Annotated in this window: 14 protein-coding genes; 6 read left to right on the top strand and 8 right to left on the bottom strand. The window is 53.8% G+C overall.

All coding sequences use genetic code 11. The annotated features are described in order from the left end of the window. The first annotated feature begins 5 nt into the window (after window positions 1-5). From SD425_RS25230 to SD425_RS25210, 5 genes are all read left to right on the top strand, one after another. Window positions 6-1,508, top strand: coding sequence for a RagB/SusD family nutrient uptake outer membrane protein (locus tag SD425_RS25230; RefSeq protein WP_324673538.1), 1,503 nt, complete (start codon window positions 6-8; stop codon window positions 1,506-1,508). A 151-nt stretch (window positions 1,509-1,659) separates the two neighbouring features. Then, window positions 1,660-4,074, top strand: a complete 2,415-nt coding sequence (locus tag SD425_RS25225; RefSeq protein ID WP_324673536.1) for a beta-glucosidase — start codon at window positions 1,660-1,662, stop codon at window positions 4,072-4,074. A gap of 98 nt (window positions 4,075-4,172) precedes the next feature. Then, complete coding sequence (locus tag SD425_RS25220) at window positions 4,173-5,798, top strand: carboxylesterase/lipase family protein (protein ID WP_324673534.1); 1,626 nt, start codon at window positions 4,173-4,175, stop codon at window positions 5,796-5,798. Between the two features lie 190 nt (window positions 5,799-5,988). Then, on the top strand, window positions 5,989-7,494 hold the full coding sequence (locus SD425_RS25215) for a glycoside hydrolase family 30 protein (protein WP_324673532.1): 1,506 nt from the start codon (window positions 5,989-5,991) through the stop codon (window positions 7,492-7,494). Between the two features lie 94 nt (window positions 7,495-7,588). Continuing rightward, entirely contained in the window at window positions 7,589-9,664 is a 2,076-nt protein-coding gene (locus tag SD425_RS25210; RefSeq protein WP_324673530.1) for a beta-galactosidase, read from the top strand. Between the two features lie 68 nt (window positions 9,665-9,732). On the opposite strand, the gene SD425_RS25205 is transcribed toward SD425_RS25210, so the two are convergent. From SD425_RS25205 to SD425_RS25195, 3 genes are read right to left on the bottom strand one after another with little or no spacing between them, the layout of a single operon-like run. Continuing rightward, the gene (locus SD425_RS25205; protein WP_324673528.1) at window positions 9,733-11,382 is read right to left on the bottom strand and encodes an ATP-binding protein; all 1,650 of its coding nucleotides are present in this window, start codon (window positions 11,380-11,382) and stop codon (window positions 9,733-9,735) included. 38 nt (window positions 11,383-11,420) lie between these two features. Further along, window positions 11,421-11,867 carry a hypothetical protein gene (locus SD425_RS25200; RefSeq protein WP_324673524.1) on the bottom strand — a complete coding sequence of 149 codons (447 nt, stop codon included), beginning with the start codon at window positions 11,865-11,867 and terminating at the stop codon, window positions 11,421-11,423. 12 nt (window positions 11,868-11,879) lie between these two features. Next, a complete protein-coding gene (locus SD425_RS25195; protein ID WP_324673522.1) occupies window positions 11,880-12,926 on the bottom strand; it encodes a hypothetical protein in 1,047 nt (348 codons plus the stop codon). A 1,099-nt stretch (window positions 12,927-14,025) separates the two neighbouring features. Between SD425_RS25195 and SD425_RS25190 the strand changes: the two genes are divergently transcribed. After that, a complete protein-coding gene (locus SD425_RS25190) occupies window positions 14,026-14,670 on the top strand; it encodes a hypothetical protein (protein ID WP_324673520.1) in 645 nt (214 codons plus the stop codon). A 131-nt stretch (window positions 14,671-14,801) separates the two neighbouring features. Here SD425_RS25190 and SD425_RS25185 read toward each other — a convergent pair whose 3' ends face one another. The 5 genes from SD425_RS25185 to SD425_RS25165 form a co-directional block, all read right to left on the bottom strand. After that, window positions 14,802-16,397, bottom strand: a complete 1,596-nt coding sequence (locus SD425_RS25185) for a Na+/H+ antiporter (RefSeq protein ID WP_324673518.1) — start codon at window positions 16,395-16,397, stop codon at window positions 14,802-14,804. A 213-nt stretch (window positions 16,398-16,610) separates the two neighbouring features. Then, a complete protein-coding gene (locus SD425_RS25180) occupies window positions 16,611-17,612 on the bottom strand; it encodes a type I glyceraldehyde-3-phosphate dehydrogenase (protein ID WP_324673516.1) in 1,002 nt (333 codons plus the stop codon). Window positions 17,613-17,834: 222 nt separating this feature from the next. Continuing rightward, entirely contained in the window at window positions 17,835-19,406 is a 1,572-nt protein-coding gene (locus tag SD425_RS25175) for an efflux transporter outer membrane subunit (RefSeq protein ID WP_324673514.1), read from the bottom strand. 105 nt (window positions 19,407-19,511) lie between these two features. After that, the gene (locus tag SD425_RS25170) at window positions 19,512-22,739 is read right to left on the bottom strand and encodes an efflux RND transporter permease subunit (RefSeq protein ID WP_324673512.1); all 3,228 of its coding nucleotides are present in this window, start codon (window positions 22,737-22,739) and stop codon (window positions 19,512-19,514) included. Window positions 22,740-22,907: 168 nt separating this feature from the next. Beyond that, complete coding sequence (locus SD425_RS25165; RefSeq protein ID WP_324673509.1) at window positions 22,908-24,098, bottom strand: efflux RND transporter periplasmic adaptor subunit; 1,191 nt, start codon at window positions 24,096-24,098, stop codon at window positions 22,908-22,910. Between the last annotated feature and the right edge of the window lie 203 nt (window positions 24,099-24,301).

Here is a 24,301-nt window from a genome sequence, read left to right as displayed (position 1 = left end):
TCACCATGTTTATAAAACAAAAAACGCTGGCCGCTTCGTTGCTGACCCTAGGTCTGCTGGCCGGCTGCGGGAAAGAATACTTGGATCTGAGCCCCCGCAATGCGGTTACGACCGAGACCTTCTACAAAACTCAAACCGACGCCGTTCAGGCCACCAACGCCGTTTACTCGCAGCTGAGCCAGAACGGAATGTACAACTACTCGCTCTGGGCCATCGGCGATGTAATGTCGGATAACTCCTTCCTCGGGGGCGGTGGCGCTGCCGACGGTATCGAGTTTCAGCAGCTAGATAACTTCTCCATTCCTACCAGCAACCCCCTGACGACTAGTCACTGGCAACGGGCATACCTAGGTATTGGGCAAGCCAACCAGGTGCTGACGCGGGTGCCGGCCATTGAGATGGATGCTACCATCAAAAACCGGTGCTTGGGGGAAGCAGAGTTCCTGCGGGCCCTGTACTACTTCTACCTGGTGCGCGGCTTCGGCGACGTGCCATTGGTGACCGTGCCTGCTCAGAGCGCAGCTGACGTAGCCAACGTGACGCGCACGCCGGCCGCGCAGGTATACGCTCAAATTGTAACGGATCTTCAGGATGCAATTACCAAGCTGCCCGCCGGCCCGTACACCGGCGAAGACGTAGGACGCGCCACGAAGTGGTCGGCCACGGCGTTGCTGGCGAAAGTGTATTTGACCCAGGGCGACATGGCTAATGCCGCCACACAAGCTAGGGCGGTCATCAGCGGCTCGGGCAAAAGCTTGTGGGCCAACTACGCCGATAACTTCAAGGTAGAGAACGAGAACGGCCAGGAGTCGCTGTTTGAGGTGCAGTTTAAGAACGGCCTGAGCAGCTACACCACCGACGGGCCGGGCTCAGTAATGAACGAATTCTGGGGCGCGCGCTTCTTCGGCAGCCCCTACGTGGTGTCGTCGGGCGGCTACGGCTTCAACATCCCCGAAAAAGAGTTTGTGGATGGCTACGAAGCCGGCGACCTGCGCAAAGCCGCCTCCGTGTTCGTGCCAGGCGACAAGTACCCTGATGGGCAAGTGCAGCCCGCTACCTTGGTAGGTGACCCCTTTGGGTTCAACATCCGGAAGTTCTACGTGGGCACCGTAAACGTGAACAACTGGGACTCGCCGCTGAACGTGCCCGTGCTGCGCCTTGGCGAAATCTACCTGATCTTGGCCGAAGCCGTGGGACCAACAACCGAAGGTTTGGAAGCCATCAACAAAGTACGCCGCCGCGCCTTTGGCCTGCCTATTAATACGCCTTCGGCCAAAGACCTGACGGCTTCTTCTACCGCTAACTTCAAGGACGCCGTGATTCGGGAGCGGCGCTACGAGCTAGCTTTCGAGATGGACCGCTGGTATGATTTGAAGCGGACGGGTACGCTGGTAGCCAAGATGCGCGCCCAGGGTAAAACGGGGGTGCAGGAATTCAATAACTTGCTACCTATCCCGCAGACGGAGCGCAACGTGAACCCCAACTTGACGCAGAATCCTGGTTACTAGCGGGTAAGCGTTGGTAAAGGCGAGAAAGGCAGCAGTCGTAGCGGACTGCTGCCTTTGTTGTCAAAAGCTAGTTCGTACTCGGTACACCCGAACAGGAACTCCGCCCAGCAGTTGATTAGGAGAAGTTGTTTACCCCTTTTACCCGTTCCCCATGAAAAAAACCACCCGTTCACTCGTCGCGGCCGTTCTGCGGAATCCTCGCGTTTATGCCCTTGTCCTCGCGGCGCTGCTTGGCGGCAGTATCGTGGCTTCGGCTCAAACCAAAGCGCTGCCGCAGCTCGGCAAAGCGAGCCTCAAGGAAGTGCTAGCAGCCCTTACGCCGGAGGAAAAAGTAAAGCTGGTAATTGGCATGGGCTTTTACCCGTCGGGCTTCCCAGAGGGCATGTTGCCACCCGGCAACCCCGGCGACCGAGAAGTACCTGAGAAAGTACCCGGCGCGGCGGGCCGTACCCACGCCATTCCGAGGCTAGGTATTCCGTCCTTGACGCTCTCCGACGGTCCCGCTGGCGTGCGCATCGACCCTACTCGAGGCAATGATAAAACCAAAACCTACTATGCTACCGCCTTCCCCGTCGCCACGCTGCTAGCCTCTAGCTGGGATACCACGCTGGTGCGCAAAGTGGGTGCCGCCTTCGGCAGTGAAGTGCGCGACTTTGGCATCGACGTATTGCTGGCGCCGGGCATGAATATTCACCGTAACCCCCTAGGTGGTCGCAACTTCGAGTATTACTCCGAAGACCCAGTGGTGACGGGCAACATTGCGGCGGCTTTTGTGAATGGGGTGGAGTCGAACGGGGTGGGCACGTCCATCAAGCACTTTGCCGTCAATAACCAGGAGTTCAATCGCATGCAACTCAACTCAAAAGTGAGCGAGCGGACCCTGCGTGAAATTTACTTGAAAGGTTTTCAGTTGGCCGTGAAAAAGGCCCAACCCTGGACGGTAATGTCGTCTTATAACAAAGTAAACGGCACCTACACCTCCGAAAGCAAAGACTTGCTCACCACTTTGTTGCGACAGGAGTGGGGCTTCAAAGGGCTGGTAATGACTGACTGGTACGGCGGAAAAGACCCGGTGGCCCAGCTCCAAGCCGGCAACGACCTGATGATGCCTGGCACCTATGCCCAAACCCAGGCCGTCTTGGCGGCCCTGAAAAGCGGTCAGCTCACCAGTGCCCAGCTCGACGCCAACGTGACCCGCGTGTTGGCGATGGTACTGCAGTCGCCCACTTTCAAAGGGGTAAAGTACAGCAGCCAACCGGCTCTGAAAGCTAATGCCGCCGTAGCCCGGCAGGCCGCCGCCGAAAGCATGGTGCTGCTGCGCAATGAGGGCAAGGCTTTGCCGCTGGCCGCGGGCCGCAAGGTGGCCGCGTTTGGCAATACCTCCTACAGCCTCGTGGCCGGGGGCACGGGCAGTGGCGACGTGAATAAAGCCTACACCATTTCCATCCTACAAGGCTTAACCGGTGCCGGCTTTGTGATGAATGAACCACTCAGCCAAGCCTACGATCAGTACCTGAAGGGCGAAAAAGCGAAGCTGCCGAAAACCAAAGGTCTCCTGGACCCGGCGCCCGTTATTGCGGAAATGCCCGTGGAAGCTAGCCTCCTGCAACAGCAGGCGCAAGCCGCCGACGTGGCCCTCGTGACCATCGGCCGTAGCGCGGGCGAGGGTGGCGACCGAAAAGTGGAAGACGACTTTACGCTAACCGCCGCCGAACAGACCCTGCTCAAGCAAGTATCTACCGTCTTTCACGCCCAAGGCAAGAAAGTGGTAGTGGTGCTCAACGTGGGGGGCGTGACGGAAGTAGCAAGCTGGCGCGACCAAGCTGATGCCATTCTGCTGGCCTGGCAACCGGGGCAAGAGGGTGGCTATGCGGTGGCCGACGTGCTCAGCGGCAAGGTAAACCCTTCGGGGAAGCTGGCTACTACCTTCCCCGTGGCCTACAAGGACGTGCCATTTAGTGGCAACTTCCCTGGCAAAGAGCTGCCAAGCGCGGCGAAGTCGGGCGGCAATGCCTTTATGGGCGCGCCTTCGGAAAATACGTATGAGGAAGGCATTTACGTGGGCTACCGCTACTACAATACCTTCAAGGTAAAGCCCGCGTACGAGTTTGGCTACGGCCTGAGCTACACCACGTTTAGTTACGGTGCCCTGAAGCTAGGTTCCCCGACCTTCGCCGGCAAAATAACCGCTACCCTCACTATCACCAACAACGGTCAGGTACCCGGGAAGGAAGTAGTGCAGCTCTACGTGAGTGCGCCTGCCTCCCGCCTCGATAAGCCGGAGAGCGAGCTGCGCGCTTTTGCCAAAACCAACCTGCTCCAGCCCGGCCAGTCCCAAACGCTGACCTTCAACCTAGCGGCGGCTGACCTAGCTTCGTTCGACACTCCTACCTCTGCGTGGGTGGTGGCCCCAGGCGCTTACACCGCAAAAGTGGGCGCTTCGTCCCTAGCTATTAAGCAAACAGCCAAGTTTGAAGTGCCGAAAGAGTTAGTTGTGGAAAAAAGTCGCAAACTTCTGGCCCCGCAAGAGCAGTTTGCCGATCTGAAACCGACTGCTCAGCGGTAGCAAGCGTATCGCGCGAGTGGGCGCTGACTCACCCGCGCGATATGCTTGCTTAAGACCTAGACCCTAGTGACTAACGCTCCCAACCCACAACCAAGCGTATGAAATACCTTCTGCTTTTTTCGCTCCTGACCGTACAAGCGGCACCAGTTGCGCTAGCCCAAACGTCGAAAGCGGCCACCAGCACCTTGGCAGCCAACCGGGTGCAAGTAGCCAACGGCACGCTCGAAGGCGCCACTGCGGCGAGCGGCATTCACGAATTTAAAGGAGTGCCATTTGCTGCGCCGCCTGTGGGCGAGCTGCGCTGGAAGGCCCCACAACCTGTCAAGAACTGGACGGGAGTACGTCAGGCCAAGCAGTTTGGTCCCCGCGCCATGCAGCTGCCGCTGTTTGGCGACATGAACTTCCGCTCTAACGGAGTCAGCGAAGATTGCCTCTATTTGAATGTTTGGACTCCCGCCAAAACCGGCAAAGAGCAGCTGCCGGTGCTGGTGTACTTCTACGGCGGCGGCTTCGTGGCGGGCGATGGTTCGGAGCCGCGCTACGACGGCGAGAGCCTAGCCAAGCGCGGCATCGTGACCGTGACGATGAATTATCGACTGGGTGTGTTTGGCTTTATGGCCCACCCTGAACTGACGAAAGAATCGCCGAATCACGCGTCCGGTAACTACGGTCTGCTCGATCAGCAAGCCGCCCTGCGCTGGGTGCAGCAAAACATTGCCGCTTTTGGTGGCGACCCCAAGAAAGTGACCATCGCGGGCGAGTCGGCGGGCTCTTTCTCGGTGAGTGCACAAATGGCCTCGCCTGGCTCGAAGACGATGTTTGCGCGGGCTATTGGCGAAAGCGGCTCGCTGCTGTCGATGCAACCAACGGCTACGCTAGCGGAAGCGGAACAGAACGGAGTCCAGTTCGGAACAGCCCTGAGCGCTACGTCGCTGGCCGCATTGCGGGCATTGCCGGCGCAACAGCTACTCGAAGCCACGGGCAAACAAGGAGTACCACGCTTTTCGGTGGCCGTAGATGGATACTTCTTTCCGAAATCCCCAAGGGAAATCTTCATGGCTGGTCAGCAAGCGAAAGTGCCGTTGTTGGTGGGTTGGAACTCGCAGGAGTCGGGAGCCAATGGCATCTTGGGTAAGGAAAGCCCAACGCCAGAAGCGTACACGCAAGCTGTGCAGAAGCTGTATGGCGACCGGGCCAGCGAAGTCCTGAAGCTCTACCCCGCCGCCAATGCCGAACAAGCGGCCACAGACCTAGCCAGCGACCGGTTCATTGGCTACAGCACCTGGAAATGGGCCGATGTGCACAGCCAGACTAGCGGCCAGCCCGTGTACCGCTACCTCTACGCCCGCCCCCGACCCGAAATGACGCCCGAGATGGGCAACGCCGTAGCAGGGCTAGCCGGTGGTGTGGTGAAGCAAGCCACCGACGCACCCAAAGCGCCACCCGCAAAAGGTGCCGTGCACTCCGCCGAAATCGAGTATGCTCTTGGCAACCTAGCTACCAACAAGGTGTACGCTTGGACGCCAGATGATCATAAAGTGTCGGAGATGATGGAGAGCTATTTCGCTAATTTCATCAAAACGGGCAACCCCAATGGTGGCAGTTTGCCTAACTGGCCCCAGCTGAAAAGCGGTCAGGTTATGCGCATCGACGTGAAAACCCAAGCCGAGCCCGATGCGACTCGCGCCCGCTATCAGTTCCTCGATCAGCAAGTAGGCAAATAGTTGTCTGAAGTCGCCTGCCGGGCCGACGCTCTAAGCGTCCGACCGGTCGTTGTATGCTTGCGGCTGAACGATGATTGTGCAGGAGAATTTTTCTGGCGGCAACCAGTCCGACGCCTAGGATGTCGGACTGGTTGCCGCCAAGTGTTTTGCCTTTTTCCCAAGCCGCTCTGGCGTCTCTAATCACTTTGCGATGATGGTACCACTACTAACTAGGGATGGCGCTGGCCGAAAACGCTCCATTGTGATGACCAGTGCGGTTATGCTGCTTAGCTTGTTTTCGTGCGCCGAGCCAAAAGAAAACCTAGGTACGCCAGCTACTTCCGTGGAATGGGTAGCTACCACGCCGACGGCTTCGTGGGTGATGCAGCAGGGTTTAAAACCCACTACCAGCAGCGGTCCGGCCGATGTCGAAATCAACGTTGCGCAGCCCTTCCAAACCATTAATGGCTTCGGAGCTTGCTTCAATGAGCTAGGCTGGACGTCGCTCAGCGCACTCAGCGGCGTTGATCGGGAGAAGATTATGCGTGAGTTGTTTGCGCCGGGCGTGGGTGCCAACTTCACCATCTGCCGGATGCCGGTGGGTGCCAACGACTTTTCGCGCGACTGGTATTCCTACGACGAGACGCCCGGTGACTTCGCCCTCAAAGACTTCAGCATCGCCAACGACGAGCAAACGCTGATTCCCTTCATCAAAAATGCCCAGCAGTACAACGCCGCGCTGAAAATATGGGCTTCGCCCTGGAGCCCACCCACGTGGATGAAGTACAACAAACACTACGCGGCGGCGATGGTGAAGCCCGAATACCGCCAAATGATGCCAACCCTTGCCGACAACGGCCTTAAGCCGGAGCAACAGGGGAAGGAGGGCACCAACATGTTTATTCAGGAAGACAAGTATTTCACAACCTACGCGCAGTACTTTGTCAAATTCCTCGAAGCCTACCAGAAAAAAGGCATCAGCATTAGCATGGTGATGCCCCAAAACGAGTTCAACTCGGCGCAGGTGTTCCCGAGCTGCACCTGGACGGCCACCGGCTTAGCTAAGTTCGTCGGCTACCTAGGTCCGCAGATGCAGCAACGCAAGGTGGACGTGTTCTTCGGCACAATGGAGCGCGCCAATGAGGCCCTAGTGGATACCGTGCTGCATGATGCGCGCAGCAGCAAGTACATCAAGGGCGTAGGGTTTCAGTGGGCTGGTAAGGGCGCTATTGCCGGTATTCATCAGCGCTACCCGAACCTAGCCCTGTACCAATCGGAGCAGGAGTGCGGCGACGGCAAGAACGATTGGAAGTACTGCGTGTACACCTGGGGCCTGATGAAACAGTATCTGACCAGTGGCGCTAACGCGTACATGTACTGGAATATCTCCCTGAAAAAGGGTGGGGTTAGTCGTTGGGGGTGGAGTCAGAACTCGCTCGTGACCGTAGACGAAGCCGCCAAGACCTACCAGTTCAACTACGAATATTACCTGCTGAAGCACCTGAGCCACTACGTGAAGCCCGGTGCCCGGCGCGTTGCTACTAGTGGAGCTTTTACGAACGTACTCGCCTTCCAAAACCCGGATAAAAGCGTGGTGCTTGTGGCCCAAAACGAAGGCAGCACCGACCAGACCGTGCGAATCAAGCTAGGGCAGCAGACAGTGGCGCCAGTGCTGAAAGCTAATTCTTTCAATACCTTGTTGCTGAAAGACCTATAGGAAAGCGTTGCGGTGCATATAGCGCGGACCTTGTGGTTCCGTTTGTTTATCCACCTGCGGATTATAACGTCTGCGCTATAGTAACCCACTCGCCTTGGCCAAGTATACGCTTCTGCTCCTGCTGCTTTTCAGCCAGTTCCAACGCGTGAGTGCGCAGGCCGTCAAACCTAGGGTCAATAAGTTGCTCTACGGGGTGGCGTACTACGACGAGTACATGCCCTATGATCGGCTGGATAAGGACATCCAGATGATGAAGGCCGCCGGCATCAACTTGGTGCGCATTGCCGAATCGACGTGGAGCACGGTGGAGCCGCAGGAAGGTGTGTTCGACTTCTCGCACATTGATCGGGTCCTGAACGCTATGCACAAAGCGGGCATCAGCGTTATTATCGGTACCCCAACGTACGCCGTGCCGACGTGGCTGGTGCGTAAGTACCCGGCGGTGCTAGCGATTACGCCGCAGGGGCAAAACCAGTATGGTCCGCGTCAGAACATGGATATCAGTAACCCCGACTACCGCCGCCACGCCGAGCTGGTGATTCGGGCTATGCTAGGTCACGTCAAAAACCATCCGGCCATTATTGGCTATCAGATTGATAACGAGACGAAAGCGTATAATACGGCCGGGCCGGCGGTGCAGAAGCAATTTGTGCAGTACATGCAGAAGAAGTTTCCGTCGCTGGATGCGCTCAACAAGGCGTATGGGCTCGACTACTGGAGCAACCGCATCAATAGCTGGGAGGATTTCCCGTCGACGGTGGGCACCATCAATGCGAGCCTAGGCAGCGAGTTTGCCAAGTTTCAGCGCCAACTCGTCACCGACTTCCTCGCTTGGCAGGCTGCTATGGTGCGCGAATACAAGAAGCCGGAGCAGTTTATTACCCAAAACTTCGACCTAGACTGGCGTGGCCACTCCTACGGTATTCAGTCAGAAGTTGATCACTTTGCGGCGGCTAAAGCACTGGATATTGCCGGCATCGATATTTACCACCCAAGTCAAGACCAACTTACGGGCACCGAAATCTCCTTGGGCGGCGACATCACTCGCTCCATGAAAGGCGGGCAGAGCTACTTGGTGCTAGAGACGGAAGCCCAGGGTTTTCCGCAGTGGGTGCCGTACCCAGGCCAGTTGCGCTTGCAGGCGTTTAGCCACCTAGCTTCCGGTGCTAGCTTGCTAGAATATTGGCACTGGCACTCCATCCATAACTCCGCTGAAACCTACTGGAAAGGCCTGCTCAGCCACGATTTTGAGCCCAACCCCGTCTACAACGAAGCCAAAACTATTGGGCAGGACTTCAACCGGCTCAGCACCAGCTTGGTCAACTTACAGAAGACCAATAAAGTCGCTATCCTCTTCAGCAACGAAGCCCTGACGGCCGAAAAGTGGTTTGCCAACGGGCTCGGCTACAACGAGGTGCTGCGTTCCTTCTATGACGCGCTATACCGCCAGAATGTAGGCTGCGACTTCGTGGACCCTAGCAGCCCCGACCTAGATAAGTACTCGCTGGTCATTGTGCCCATGCTCTACGCCGCGCCCACAAGTTTGCTGGAGCGCCTGAACCAGTATGTGCAGAAAGGCGGCCACCTCGTATGCACGTATCGAAGCGGTTTTTCGGACGAGAACGTGAAGGTCCGCACCACCCCGCAGCCCGGCGTTCTGAGTGCCGCGTGCGGGGTCACGTACAGCCTATTCACGGCGCCCGATAAAGTGACGCTGAAGGGCGACCCGTACCAAGTGGGCCAAGCCAACAACCAGGTAAGCACGTGGATGGAGCTGCTCACGCCCACCACCGCCAAAGTGCTAGCCTCCTACGATCATCCGGCGTGGGGCAAGTACGCGGCCATCACCGAAAACACCTACGGCAAAGGGCTAGCTACCTATATCGGGTGCCGCACGAGCAACGCGGTAGTGGAGAAGATCGTGGCTGACGCGGTAAAGAAAGACGGTTTGTGGGGCGCTGATCAGGAGCTACAGTTTCCGCTCATCACGAAAGCGGGCGTAAACCAGCGCAAGAAAATGGTACATTATTACTTCAACTACTCGGCTGCACCTAGCTCTGTGCGTTACCCGCACGGCGCAGGTAAGGAACTGCTCTCCAGTCAGGCTGTGGCCAAAAATCAGCAGTTGCAGCTAGGCCCCTGGGGCGTGCAGATTGTGGAAGAGCAATAGGAACGCTTCAGAGTTGGCTGAATAGTAACCTCGCTAATAACAATTTCGAGCCACGGTAAATTGACTGTCTAGCTTAGGGATGAAGTTGATGTAGGTAATTTAATTACAAACGTAGTAAATCCCTCTTGCTGCGTATCTATTGCTATATTTCCCTTGTGTGACTTGACAATATCTTGACTGATAAATAGACCTAGGCCTGTGCCTTTAGAAGTAGGCTTGGTTGTGAAGAAAGGAGAAAAAATCTGCTTCTCTTCGGTGTCTGATATTCCTTTACCATTATCCTGTATCCTGATTTCCACAAATTGTTTGTTGAAACAAGTTTCAACGATCAGCTTAGGATGAAAATTGGCGTCTGTCAAATGTCTTTCGTGTATAGAGTAGAGAGCATTACTCATGATGTTGTAAAGGACCAAACTCATTTCTGTAGGCAAAATATTTACAGTATAGTTGTTAAGGTTGAGTCCTTTGATCAATTCTAGAGAGATGTAGCTGTGAGCTGCATCTATTTCGCCTTTGTACATAGCAAATTGTTCTTCTACATAGGAATTGACATCCGCTTCTATGAAGGTTGTAGATTTGGCTTGCAACAACCTTCCCATGCTCCTTACTATTTTAACTAAGCTAAAGCTGTGTTCTTTTATCTTATCTATATTCCCATCTATCATAGTAAGTACTGGTATTACCTCGTTCTGAATATGTTCGTCAGAAATATATTTATCTGTATTTAATAGTTCTTTTCCTTCCTCTAGAAGCTCGTTTGATACTTCAGCGAAATTGCTAACGTAGTTCAAGGGGTTAAGTAATCGATCAACTAGACCTTTGGTTATTTGCCCGATAGAAGCTAATTTCTCTTGTCTAATTAGTTGTTCTTGCGTTTCCTTTAGGTCCGTCAGCGTCTTATTAAGACCTTCAAGTAAGTCATCTGACTTCTTTTTTTCTACCGTTAACTCGCGGGTTCTATCTTCTAATTCCTGGCGTGCCTTCGATAAATCAGCAACCATTTTATTGAAAGCAATGCCAAGCTCTCCTATCTCATCGCGCGACTTGCTGAATACCCTTTGGGTAAGATCTCCCCTTCCTACTTTGGTGGCGGCGTCTCTTAATGCTAGCACAGGAATAGAAATGTTCCTGGCTAAAACGAAGCCGATGCCGATGCCGATGGTAAAGATTAAGAAGCTAAAGAATAAAGAGGTAGCACGAATGTTTCTTTTGCTTTGAACAATTTCCCTCGTTGAAAAAGCTAATAGTATTGCACCTTTCATCACCGGAGTACTGAAATTTGCACGTTTTATGATTGTTGAATCATTCGATACAGCATCAATATTTATCTTCTTTGCTTCGGGATAAGTCCTAAATACAGTTCTAGTTACTTGGTAAGTAGAATGCACTTTATTCCAGACGGTGTCAACTTGTAGTAAGCTTACGAATTGCAGCAAAGGGTCCTTGTTAACAAAATCCATAGCGGTTTGAACGCCCTGGAAGTTCTGTTCAGTCATAGCAATCTTTACTCCTAGAGCAACTGTATTTGCATGGTTCTGAACTTCTTTGTTAAAATTGCTGAGCAGGTATCGTTCCTGCACAGCTGGTAAGTAGAATAAAATAAAAAAGGAAAATAGCAATACAATACTAGTTACCGTTATCCAAATCTTAGTCTTAACGGTAAGACGTAAGTGGTTGATGATTTGGACAGCAGGTAGTTTGTAGAAGCTGGCTAGCATATGAGATGCCTTTATCGATAATGCACTACGGGAGAAGACTATAGGCTCTTTTTTCCATCGACAATTATAACCTTGTTATTTGTAGGTGGTTGGCTGAGAATGCCGATAGCACCATTGGTTTGCGAGACGAATTCTCCAAGATCGGATTCGGAATTGAAAAAATTGGGAGCATTGGCTTTGCCCTGAAATACTAGGGCAAGCCAATACTTGTTCAATTCGTTTTCACTCATATTATAGATCTTTTTGCTGGTATTTACTCCAATAGGAGTATTGGTTTTCATAAGTGCTATGACAACTTTACTGCCATCAGGCCAGCGCAATTTCTCTCCCCGTATTATTGATCTTAATTGGTCCATCTTCATTTCTGCTGGTATTCCTTTCCCGTTGGCAATTACTGTCAAACTCATATTTTGTGAATTTGCCGGTAATGGGAGATAGACGGTAAGTAGGAGTAGAATGAAAATAAATAGGAAAAGCCGCGTCATGAGCATGATAATTTAAAAACCAACGGCTACTTGAAACACTAACCTGTCCGTGGTACTTGCTTGGCGGTTCTTTACGTGCTGATATTCAAGTTTGAGAACGGCTAGGTAACTTAACTCATATCGCAGCCCGCCAACAAAGGATTGAACATTGTTATTTAGAAAGTATACTTCTTTGTTCTTATAACGGATGTCATCAAATCTAATGTATGGTATGATCTTATCTGTTACTCTTAGGCCAGCATACACGTAGGAAGCTAGGGCATCTTGCATACCTAGGCTATCAGATTTGTTCATAACCATACTGCTCTCTGCTAATAATTCGTATTTTTTAGAAAAAATAGAATCGTTATAAGAAATAGAAGCTGTCATTATATTTTGGTTCACCTTGGTAGGTATTAGTGTACTAACGCCACTATAATGATTGTGGATCGTACTTCCTTTCGAAATTACATCATGGTAGAGTGATGCACCAATACGCATTCCATCCTTTGGTTTTATATGGATGGCTGCTGTTAGCGATTTAAAAATGTTATTGTCTTGCACATCACCTGAGCCTAGCCCGTTACCAACCATGAGGTCGTAGCCAAAGCGAATACGACCAAGGTTCTGTCCTTGTAAGCTGACGCCAGTTGTATGAAGTGGGATGATGCCTTCCGAGAAGATCAAGGGTCGATCAACTGTAGGGAAGAATACTCTACCATGGTGATAGGTGTCGTTCCAGTAATTAACCGGTGTATGATGCTTTCCTATCAGAATGCTGTGATTACCTGCATAGTTATATTTTAGAATTATACGTTCAATGCTAATGTCAAAGTCAGTAGGAGAGTCAAGAGAATACTTGAAGACTGTCTCGCCCAAAAACGATAATCGCTCGGTTATTTCTGAAGTAATAAACAAATCTTGCTCGCCAAGAGCAAAGCTTGCTTTGCCCTTTTGATAATAAGCAGATGCGTCAGCAAATCCTTTAATTTGGGTTCTCTGCGCTACAGAACGTTGTGTTGAGCATAACGCCAAAGTAACTATCAATAAGATAATAAATGCGTATTTTATGTTTTCCATACTTCACTATTCAGTTTTTAACTACTGACACTTAAAGAAAAGTAATGAGTCTGAGGTGCTTTTGTTTTTCAATTAATTAGTATTTTATGTATTGCGAGGGAATAAAAGCTGTATAAGATAACTTATTGATTTTTTGAATAATGATGTGTTTTATCGGTGATAATCTTGTTAGTGCAATCAATCCGGGTATACTACTATGTACAATGCTTTTGATCTGCTTCTATATTATTAAACCACGGTTTTACATCAATAATCAACTCGATGAGTTAGACTAGAAACAATGTATAGCGGATCCTATCAGAGCCATGGGATCTGAATAGATTTTATTGGAATACTTCCAAATATACTTGTTTTTTGAAGCAGAACTAATGGTATTTTTTGTTTCCTGCTACCCAGGATAGAAGCGGCATAACGTGGTAGGTACTTAGGCCTGCTTGCTAAACCTCAGACTATTGTGGTACACAGCCGGTAGGTTTTGTCAACGAGTATTTCCTTGATAATTAGTACCTTGAGAAAGATCATTTTCTATTTGCCTAGCTCATTACCAGTGCTCATCTCTAGCTTTTTGATCTATACCATGAAAACCGTTCTCTTTTCACTCAGCATACTATTCCTCACGGGGAGCCAAGTTGGTGCTCACGCCCAGACAGCTCCTGTTTCAAACAGCAAAACGCCAGCAGAGAAAACCGCTCGAACTGCTAACCGAAAGGCGAAGAAGTATAATAGCCCTGTCGTTGTAGCAAACACAGAGGAATTGGAGCAGAAAATTCAGCGAGTAAGTCGGCCGACTGATGGACCGGTGAGGGTTAGAGTCAGGTCGGTTACTAAGAAATAGGACTCGGAGCAGGCCATATTCAGTAGCGACTTACTATAGTGTTTACCGGTCGAATAACTTTGAAAATAAAGCCTTTTTGGCTGCTTCAGAGGGTGTGACCAGCTACTCGGCCCGTCATTGCAGGTATTTACGTTAGCACGAGTGCGTGCAAACTTGACTATACTGACGTCGTTACGGATGCCATGCCCTTCGCCACGATTAAACTATGTATCTGTAAGTGAAAATATTGTGCATCGCTTTTCTTCACACAACTGCTTCCACACAATGATGAATCAACTATATAAGAGGTATTTCCCTCAGCATATCTTTCCTAGTCTGTTCATCCTTATTCCACTAAGCTCCTGTATCAAATCAGAACACACGGAGCCCGAACCGACTGTGCCGGCGCAGTATGAAGTTACCGATGTCCATTACTTCTTGACTCCTGGGGCTCGTATTGATACGGTAGCAGTGCCCTTGAAGGGACTAAGTGTACAGAACCCGAGTAACATCTTGGCTACACAGCAAATTGAAGCGAGTGTTGATGATTTAGTGAAAACTTCTCAGTTCGAAATTGACCAAACCAGTCTCCTGCCTAAAGAAATCGACCTAAGCAATCTGGTTGTGCCGGTGCCGCAGGATTGGGCGGGTATGGAGGCGGTCAGCTACTCTACAGAGACCTTTCCGCTCAGTGCCATCCAACAGCAGAAACCATACGGCACGTATGCCAAGCAGATACTAACAATCAAGATTCCGGCTAACTCTCGTATCGACATCAGCCGCCAAATCGAGGCATATCACCTCACTTGCTCATTTCAAGGCACGTTGAAGAACACAACCACGGGGCAACGCTATGCCTTGCGCGGAACTTGGAAAGGCTTGTTGCGCTACAATAATCTTTCAACCACTACCAGACAATCTACCTTATAACAGCCTACTTAAAATAGGGCCATTTTCTGCCTTCGAGTTGGTCACGGATAATCATTGCTTCTCCTCAACTTTTCTCGGACCGAACATTAATAGAAGGCCTTCATCTTAAAAACAAGCAGAATCTAGCTTGTTCACGCTTTATCCAGCGCCAAGCGTGTCTCTTCCAAGTCCAGCTCGTTTTCGATTTTGCGCAGCAGCTCCTCGCTGGTTTTCTCCTCGTGTCGGAGCTTTTCAAGTACGCTGCGTTCAAACTGAATAACCGCTTCTTGTAGCTGTTGAAACTGGGTGATGGGCTTCTCTTCCAAGCGGCTGGCACGAACGCCAAGCGCTCGGTTGTGCAAGCGCTCTAGGCGGATGTCGTAGCGGCTTTTCATGCGAGCTAGCACATCGGGCGGCGCGTGCTCCTGGCCGGCGGGGCTGCCGAGGTAAGTGACGGTTTGGCCAGCTAGATATAAGCGCAGCTCTACTTCTTCGTGCTCTACGCTGTCGTCGGGAGCGATGCCCAGCCAACGGATTAGCGGCGCTAGGCTCAAGCCCTGCCCTACAATGGTGCAGAAAATCACGACGAAGGTGATGAACAGAATCAGGTTGCGGTGCGGAAAGGGCACGCCAGGGCTAAGAGTGAGCGGCAAGGACAGCGCAATAGCCAATGACACCACCCCGCGCATACCCGTCCAGGCAATAACCGTGACGAGCGGCAGTATGGGTTTCGGCTCCCGCTCCCGAATGCCGCGGCTCAGCACCCGCGGCAAATAGGTGCTCGGGTACACCCACAGTAGCCGGCCCACAATCACAGTAAGCGTAACCACAATGCCGTAGCTGAGTGCCTGCTGCCAAGAGACTTCTTGTTGAATGCCAGCAAGTATGTTGGGCAGAGCTAGGCCAATCAGGATAAAGACTAAGCCGTTGAGTAGCAATACCGTTGTTTTCCAAACAGTGTATGTTTGCAGCCTAGCTTCGTGGGTGAAAATAGTAGCTGACCGCCGGGCCAGGAACAAGCCCGCCGCTACCACCGCCAGCACCCCCGATACGTGTATCTCTTCGGCCGCTAGGTAAGCTAGGTAGGGTGTCAGAAACGTGAGCGTCGTAACCACGATGGGATTGCGCGTGAGGCGATGCACGTGAAAGATGCCCCAGCCTACCAGCAAGCCGATGCCCGTACCCGCGGCCGCCACCCAGATCAGCTGCAAGCCCGCCTGCCAGAGCACAAAGTGCCCCGTGAGCACCGCCGCCAGCGCGTAGCGATACGCAATCAGGCCGGTGGCATCGTTTACTAGACTCTCGCCTTCCAGAATGGTAACCACCCGTCGCGGCAGACCTAGGCCTTTGGTAGCGCTGGTAGCCGCCACCGCATCGGGGGGCGAAATAATGGCACCCAGGACGAAAGCCGCTGGCCAGCTAAAATCGGGAATGAATGCGTGGGCGACGACGGCGACCAACCCCGTCGTGAACAACACGCACCCGAGAGCCAGAAAGCCAATGGGCCGACGATATGCTTTGAAGTCGGGCCAGGAAGTGCTCCACGCTGCCTCGTATAACAGGGGTGGCAAGAACAGCAGGAATACTAAGTCGGGAGCTACCGTGACCCGCGGCAAACCCGGTATCAAACCTAGTACCATGCCTACTATCACGAGCAGCACAGGGTAAGGAAGTTTAACCCGGTCGGCTACTTCCGCTAAGATGGTGACGACGGCCAGAAGCCCAATAATTAGCTCAATGTTGTGCATGAGGCCTTTACAAACGCAAATTGGGGAGAAAGCGGAAAGATAACAGACCTAGCTATTCATCCCGCCAGAGGCGGACCTAGCTCAGTAGTTTGCTTTCCTGCTTTCTCCCCAACCTAGGTTGCGAGATGCTTCTGGCTCTTGTCGCTCAGAACTAGCCAGAGGAGCACGTCAGGTTCCTCTAGCTGATTCGACGTAAGTGTTCTGGTTTTCTGCTTAAATCTTCTCCGCTAAGAAGGCAGCTACTTCAGCGAGGCGGCTGGAGAAGCCCCACTCGTTGTCGTACCAGGCGGCAACGGACAGGAGCTCACCTTGCTTAGCCGTGAGGGGTAAGTCGACGATAGAAGTGTGCGGGTCGCCCACAATGCGGCACGACGCCCACTCATCTTCCAGCACGTCCATTACACCTTTCAGCGGGCCTTCCTTCGCGGCTTGGCGCAGAGCTTCGTTTACTTCCTCTACTGAGCACTCTTTTTCCGTCACTAAGTTTAGCTCGGCGATGCTGCCGGTGCGCGTAGGCACGCGATAGGCTTTGCCCGTAATGTTCAGGTCAGGCCAGATAAACTTCAGCGTTTTGGCCGCGCCCGAAGAAGACGGAATGATGTTTTCGGCCGCGGCCCAGGAGTCGCGCCGGTCTTTCATCGGCTGGTCAGTGAGTGATTGGGTGTTGGTGTAGGAGTGTACGGTAGAGAACAAACCGTACTTAATACCAAAGTTTTCCAGCACGACTTTCACCACGGCCGCCAACGCGTTGGTGGTGCAGCTGCCCATGCTCACGATCTTGTGTTTGCTGGCATCGAAGGTATCGAGGTTGATGCCTTTCAGCAGCACGGCGTCGCAGTCATCCAGCGACTTACTCGGTGCGCTAATGAGCACATACTTAGCGCCGCGGTCGAGGTGGGCTTGTGCGCCCGCGCGGGTGGTGGCGCGGCCGGTGCAGTCTACCACGAGGTCGACACCTAGAGCGGACCAGTCAGGTATTTCTTTCGAAGAATTGATGTACTGAATCTCCCGGTCGCCGATGTTGAATTTGCCTGGGCTACCCGATACGGGCTCGTGCCAGCGTCCGTAGTTCGTATCAACGGCGAATAGTGCGGCCAGCGTTTCCTCGTCCCGAATGTCGGAGACTGAAACGGGTACGAACAGATTATTCTTCAAACCAATGCGCAAAAACTGCCGGCCAATGCGGCCAAACCCGTGCAAGGCAATGCTTCCCATGGTGTATGTGGTTGGTAAGGTGGAGTGTTCGTTGGGTTTGAACGAGTTAACCTAGCTAGGGTTGTCACCGAATCGTTTTGCTGATGGTTCAGATTTGCCACCGCTCGATGCGTTCAGGCGTCCGACTGATTGTCGGCTGCGGACGCTTGCACGAGCTAGGTGCACGTTCTGCTAAAACCCTGCTAGGGGCTTCAAGCCCTGTCAGGGTTGGAATGACCCCAGCTACCGCCAGCCACCACCTAGGGCGTGGTAAAGGTCTGTGACGGCTTGGCGTTGCTGCAATGCGTCGTTTACGCTGTTGAGCTGGGCCGAAAGCAAGCTTTGCTGCGCCGTAAGTACTTCGGTGTAGTTGGCGAAGCCGGCACGTAGCAATTCCTGCGTATAATCGACGGCCTTATCTAAGGCTGCTAGCTGCTGGGCACGAATCCTAGCTTTCTGAACAGCACTTTCGTAGGCGAACAACGCATTCGAAACCTCCTGCCCGGCCGTAAACATGGTCTGTTGGTAGGTGGCCAGGTACTCGCGCTGCAATGCCTCCGACCGACGTAAGCGCGCCCGATTCAGCCCTTGGCTGAAAATAGGTTGAGACAAACCGCCTACTACGCTCGCAAAGATGGCCGTCGGTGAAAACAGGTTATCAATTGTAGAGCTGATGAGGCCGCCGTTGGCCGTGATGGTGAAGCTCGGGTAGAAGTAGGCTCGTGCCGCGTTGGTCAGCTCGAAGCTCGACTGGAAGGCGTATTCGGCTTGCTGTACATCGGGGCGGTTGCGCAGGAGTTGGCCGGGCACGCCCGTGAGTAGCGGTGGGGTAGACGGCTGAGCGGCTAGGGTGCTCCGCTCAATGGGGCGCGGGGCGCGGCCCAGCAAAGTTGCCATCAGGTTTTCCGTTTCGCGAATGTTGCGCTCCAGGTCCGGAATAGTAACCTCGGCGGCGTAGCGTTGCGCTTCACTCTGCACCACGGCGGCTTCGGTTACTACGTCGCCTTCCTTGAGCAGGCGCATCGTTTCTACATCCTTGATGCGGTTTTGCACCGTTTGACGCGTAATTTCTAACTGCGCATCGAGGGCTAACAGGTAGAAATAGTTATCGGCAATGTCGGCAATGAGCTGAGTTTGCACCACGCGCCGGTACGCCTCGCTTTGCAGCACCGAGGCCACATACGAGCGTTTATTGCTGCGGAGCTTGCCCCATACATCGGCCTCCCAGCTACTGCTCAGGGCTAGCAAGTACTGGCGCGGCGAACCACCCGTCACGATGGTCGATTGGTCAGTGGTAGTGGTGCCGTTACCGTTGGTACCGCCGCCCGTCGTGCCACCACCGGTTGTTCCCCCGCCCGTTGTCCCGCCACCGGTGGTGCCGCCGCCCGTCGTGCCACCTCCGGTGGTACCGCCAGTTGTGGTGCCACCTGTTGTGGTCGTGCTGCCGCCGGCGTTGGTGCCCACGAGCGAGCCACGGGCCCGGGATAAGGTAGTGGTGGCGCGACCGTTGAGGCTAGGTAGAAAAGCCGCTTTGCTCTGGGCGAGTAGGGCTTGTGATTGCTCGATGCGCGCCACCGCCACTTGCAGATTGCGGTTATTAGTCAGGCCTTCATTGATGAGCTTTTGCAGCAGCGGGTCGGTAAATAGCTGCTGCCAGGGCTGGAAAGCTAGGCTAATGGTATCGGTCGTAGCCGCATCGCGGTAGAGGCCAGTGGTAGCGGTTTCTGGACGGCTATAAGGGTTCAGCACTTGGCAGCTACCGGCCGCGAGCAGGAGCAAGGGGAGAAGAAGGCGCGGCAGGTGGGTGGTTTTCATCTAATTAGATATTGACTGTTGAGGGAAGAATGCGGAGCGGTTGTCTGGTAGAAAAGCTAGGTGCTAGGTTCCCGGCAACGCTCCGCATTCAGCACGTTCAAAGTATTAAGCAATAGCCGGTTCGGGTTTGGGTCGATCGGCTGGCTTGGGCTTATCCGCGGCGGGCGGTGGACCACCTTCCGCTTCTTCGGCCTCTAGCTGCTCCTGCGTCTTGGGTGGGCCGCTGATGCGCTCCTGAATACCTTCGAAGATGATGAACAGTACCGGAATGAAGAACACCCCGATCAAGGTGCCGAACAGCATGCCGCCGATAGCACCTGCACCGATACTCTTGTTGCCATTAGCACCCGCGCCGGTTGCGAACAGCAGCGGCATCAAACCAAATACGAAGGCAAACGACGTCATCAGGATCGGGCGCAGGCGAGCTTTGGCCCCTTCTACGGCCGCTTCCAAGATGCCCATCTCGCCCCCACGTCGTCGCGCCAAGGAGAACTCAATCATCAGAATGGCGTTTTTGGCGAGCAGACCGATGAGCATAATCACCGAAATCTGGAGGTAGATGTTGTTGTCGATGCCGAAGAGTTTGGCAAACAAGTAGGTACCGCTCAAACCAATTGGGATAGAGAGAAGCACTGCAAAAGGCAGCAGGTAGCTCTCGTACTGCGCGCTCAGCAGTAGATACACGAAGATGAGCGACAAGGCAAAAATGTAGAGCGACTGCCGGCCGCTGTTCTGCTCCTCGCGGCTGATGCCCGAAAACTCGTAGCTGTAGCCTGCGGGTAGCTTTTGCCGAGCCACTTCTTGAATAGCCAGCAAGGCCTCGCCGGTGCTAGCTCCTTCCTTCGGCTGCCCATTAACGGAAATAGCCGTGAACAAATTGAAGCGGTCGAGGCTCTCGGGGCCATACACCCGCGTGAGCGTGACAAACTCCGTGATGGGCGCCATCTCGCCGGTGGCGTTGCGCACGAAGATCTTGCTGAGGCCTTCGGGGCTAGCTCGGTAGAGGGTATCGGCCTGCACCATCACGCGGTACTGCTTGCCAAACTGGTTGAAGTTGGACGCGTACGAGCCGCCGTAGTACACCTGCATGGCGTTCAGGATGTCGGCCTCGGTGAGGCCTGCTGCTTTCACCTTGGCCACATTCACGCTGAGCTGGTACTGCGGAAAGCCGGGGTTGAAGGACGTGGAGGCATCCCGAATTTCGGGGCGTTGGTTGAGGGCTGCCAAGAAATCTTGCGCCGTTTTGTAGAACTCGGTGGTGCTGTGGCCGCCGCGGTCTTGTAGCTGAAAGGTAAAGCCACCCGTCGCGCCGAATCCGGTGATGGTAGGCTGTGGCAGACTGCGGATTGTGCCCTCCCGAATGTGCGCCGTCCGCTTACTTATTTCGGCGAGTACATCTTCGTTCGTCACATCCTTGCGCTCGTCCCAAGGCTTGAGGCGCACAATCACCATTCCGTAGGCGCTGCCTTGGCCGGCTAGGAAGTTGCGGCCCGTATTGCGGAGCGTACCTCGCACCGACGGAATAGCGCGGATGATGCTATCCACTTCATTCGTAACGGCCGTGGTGCGCTCTAAGGTAGAAGCCGGCGGCAACGACACGTTCACGTAAATGGTACCCATATCTTCGTTGGGTACGAAGCTGCTCGGGGTGGTCGTCATGAGGAAATACAAGCAGCCCGCAAAGCCGACTACACCCGCCAGCGCTAGCCACTTGCGCGCCGCTAGGAAGTCGACGGCGCGGGTGTACTTGCCCACCATAGCATCGTAGGCCGCGTTGAACGACACGCTGAAGCGCTGCATCAAGGTCTTCTTTTCGGCCTTCTGGTCTTCCTCGTGGTGCGGGGGCTTTAAGAACAGTGCCGCTAGCGCCGGGCAAAGTGTGAGGGCGTTGATGGCCGAAATCAGGATGGCCACCGCTAGGGTGATACCAAATTGCTTGTAGAACACCCCGACGGAACCCGGGATAAACGTAACGGGCAAGAACACGGCGGCCATCACGAGCGTGATGCTCAGAATGGCTCCGGTAATCTCACCCATGGCATCGATGGCCGCCTTACGCGGGGAGGTATAACCGCTTTCGAGCTTGGCGTGCACGGCCTCTACCACCACAATGGCATCGTCAACGACAATACCGATGGCAAGCACCAAGGCAAAGAGCGTCAGGAGGTTGATGCTATAGCCGAAGACGTAGAGGAAAAAGAACGTGCCGATGATAGATACCGGCACCGACACACCGTGGATGATGGTAGAGCGGAAGTCCTGGAGAAAGATGAAAATCACCAGGAACACCAGCGCAAAGCACTCGATCAGCGTGTGAATTACCTTATCAATCGAGGCATCTAGGAAGTCATTAATGTTCACCAAGTTGATGTAGTGAACGCCTGCTGGGAATGACTTGGAGGCCTGTTCCAGCACCGCCACCGACTTATTAATAACCTCCCGGGCGTTAGAGCCCGGCGTCTGGTTTACCGAAATACCTACAGAGGGCTTGCCAAAGGTGGTGCTGCTGTTGTTGTACGCCTGAGCACCTAACTCCAAGCGGGCTACATCTTTCAGCCGCAATAGCTGCCCCTGAGCCGTGCCTTTGAGCACGATATTGCCGAACTGCTCCGGCGATTGGAGCTTACCGGTGTACTTGATAACGTACTGGAAGCTTTGGTCGCTGTTTTCGCCAAAGGCGCCAGGTGCGGCTTCCACGTTTTGGTCGGCTAGGGCGGCCGTTATGTCGCGGGGCGTGAGGCCGTAGATGGCCATCTTATCGGGCTGAAGCCAGATGCGCATGGCGTATGTGCGCGAGCCGAAGGCGTTGGCGGCGCCTACGCCATTCACCCGTTGTACCTGGGGCACAATGTTGATCTGGGCGTAGTTCTGGAGGAAGGTTTGGTCGTAGGCCGGGTTGTCGCTGTAGAGGGCAAAGATCAACAGGTTACTGCTCTGCTGCTTACGCACCGTCACGCCGGCTAGGGTTACTTCTTGGGGCAAGAGGCTGGTCGCGCTGGACACCCGGTTTTGCACGTCGATGGCCGCTTGGTCGGGGTCGGTGCCTACGTTGAAGTACACCTGAATGCTGCCCGAGCCCTGGTTCGTGGCCGACGACGTCATGTAGGTCATACCCTCCACGCCGTTGATCTGCTCTTCCAAGGGCACAAGCACGCTCTTGAGCACCACATCGGCGTTGGCACCCGCGTAGCTAGCTGACACTTGCACCGTAGGCGGCGAAATGTCTGGGTATTGGGCAATCGGCAAGTTCATGAGCCCGAGCACGCCCAGCAGCACAATAATGACCGAAATAACTGTAGAGAGCACCGGGCGCTCTATGAATATTTTTAGCATAAGCTTTTATAGCTGCTTAGTTTGGTTCCGCCCGTCATGCTTCATCTGGCGTCCGCTTGCCGAAGCATCTCGTGTGTGGTCGTTGTGGTAAGTAATCTGATTACTATTGCAAGCGAGATGCTTCGACAGGCTCAGCATGACGGGCAGCTTTTGTGTTCTGTCGTGTGCTCACTGAGCGGCCACTTCTTGCTTTACTGACTTCACCAGCAGGGGCCGGATTTTGGTGCCTTCTTTCAAGCCACCCACGCCTTCTACAATCACCTTCTGACCTGCTTTTAGCCCCTGCTGCACCACAAACGAGCTACCATCAGGGGTGGGCACGGTGGTGATGGCAACTGCATGCGCCGCCGTGTCGCGCCCGAGCACATAGGCGAAGCGCTTGCCCTGCAACTCATAGGTGGCGCTCTGCGGAATGATCAGGGCATTTTCCATGGGCCGCTGGGTGCGTACCAAGCCGCTGCTGCCGCTGCGCAGTAACCCTTGGGGATTGGGGAAGGTAGCGCGGAAGCTACTTGTGCCGGTTTCGGTATTAATCTGACCAATAGCCGTTTCCACGCGCCCAGGGAGCGAGTAGATGCTGCCATCCGCCAGAATAAGCCGCACATCGCTCACCTTGGCTAGCTTCTCTTGTAGGGTGCTGCCCGGCCGGCGGCGGATGAAATCCAGCAGTGCTTTTTCGCTGAGCGAGAAGTACGCGTACACCTTGCCGGTGCTCGAAATAGTAGTGAGCGGATCGGCGGAGGTGCTATTTACTAGGCTTCCAATCCGGTTCGGGATGGTGCCGATGACGCCGTCCACGGGGCTCGTGATGTTGGTGTAGCCTAGGTTCGTTTCGGCATTGACCAGGGAAGCTTGCGCTTGCGCCAAGGCGGCTAAATTGGCTTGTAAGGTATACTGAGCCCCTTCGAGCTGGTATTTACTGATGATATTGCGCTCGACCAGCGGTTGCACTTTGGCAACACCCATGCGGGCGGCTGCCACGTTGGCCTGGGCGGTTTTAATGCCGGCACGCGCCGTGCGCACTTCTTGCTCATACTGCGGCGCGTTGATGTGAAACAGGCGCTGGCCTTTCTTCACAATGGCACCTTCGTCGGCGTAAATAGCTTCTATAAAACCGTCGATTTTCGGGCGAATCTCGATGTTCTGTTGGCCCTGAATAGTAGCTGGATAGTCTTGGAAAAGCGTAACCGTATCGGGGCGGATAGCTAGTACGGCGTAGTCCTTTATAGGCGCTGGGCCTTTTCCCTTCCCATCTCCGCCAGGGCCGCCACCCGTGTCTTTTTTCTTGGAATTGCAGCCTGCAACGCTCAGAAGCGCTACCAGCCCCACGGCCACCCGGCCGAGCAAATGATTTATCATATACGATGCATGCAATAGAATGATCCCTAGGTCAGAAGACCTCAGATTAATACGCAAGCGGCGCATAAAAAGCTGATACTGTTGAGCGGTGAACTCGTGCTCTTGGGCGATTAATTCGTACGCTGCACAGAAAGCAGCTAGCTAGGAGCAGCCATCGGCCCCCGAAACTTCCTTAACTCAGGAAGCTAGGTATCATAGCTGCA

Source organism: Hymenobacter sp. GOD-10R (genome assembly GCF_035609205.1).
GTDB lineage: Bacteria > Bacteroidota > Bacteroidia > Cytophagales > Hymenobacteraceae > Hymenobacter.
Note: the sequence above shows the minus strand (reverse complement) of the source record. Positions and strands in the feature narration are given on the sequence as shown.

What these genes read in the sequence shown, in the direction of transcription:
- SD425_RS25220 (WP_324673534.1), top strand. Translation starts at nt 4,173, where the DNA reads ATGAAATACCTTCTGCTTTTTTCGCTCCTGACCGTACAAGCGGCACCA.
- SD425_RS25200 (WP_324673524.1), bottom strand. Translation starts at nt 11,867, where the DNA reads ATGACGCGGCTTTTCCTATTTATTTTCATTCTACTCCTACTTACCGTC.
- SD425_RS25170 (WP_324673512.1), bottom strand. Translation starts at nt 22,739, where the DNA reads ATGCTAAAAATATTCATAGAGCGCCCGGTGCTCTCTACAGTTATTTCG.
- SD425_RS25205 (WP_324673528.1), bottom strand. Translation starts at nt 11,382, where the DNA reads ATGCTAGCCAGCTTCTACAAACTACCTGCTGTCCAAATCATCAACCAC.
- SD425_RS25175 (WP_324673514.1), bottom strand. Translation starts at nt 19,406, where the DNA reads ATGAAAACCACCCACCTGCCGCGCCTTCTTCTCCCCTTGCTCCTGCTC.
- SD425_RS25225 (WP_324673536.1), top strand. Translation starts at nt 1,660, where the DNA reads ATGAAAAAAACCACCCGTTCACTCGTCGCGGCCGTTCTGCGGAATCCT.
- SD425_RS25230 (WP_324673538.1), top strand. Translation starts at nt 6, where the DNA reads ATGTTTATAAAACAAAAAACGCTGGCCGCTTCGTTGCTGACCCTAGGT.
- SD425_RS25185 (WP_324673518.1), bottom strand. Translation starts at nt 16,397, where the DNA reads ATGCACAACATTGAGCTAATTATTGGGCTTCTGGCCGTCGTCACCATC.
- SD425_RS25190 (WP_324673520.1), top strand. Translation starts at nt 14,026, where the DNA reads ATGATGAATCAACTATATAAGAGGTATTTCCCTCAGCATATCTTTCCT.
- SD425_RS25195 (WP_324673522.1), bottom strand. Translation starts at nt 12,926, where the DNA reads ATGGAAAACATAAAATACGCATTTATTATCTTATTGATAGTTACTTTG.
- SD425_RS25215 (WP_324673532.1), top strand. Translation starts at nt 5,989, where the DNA reads ATGATGGTACCACTACTAACTAGGGATGGCGCTGGCCGAAAACGCTCC.
- SD425_RS25180 (WP_324673516.1), bottom strand. Translation starts at nt 17,612, where the DNA reads ATGGGAAGCATTGCCTTGCACGGGTTTGGCCGCATTGGCCGGCAGTTT.
- SD425_RS25165 (WP_324673509.1), bottom strand. Translation starts at nt 24,098, where the DNA reads ATGATAAATCATTTGCTCGGCCGGGTGGCCGTGGGGCTGGTAGCGCTT.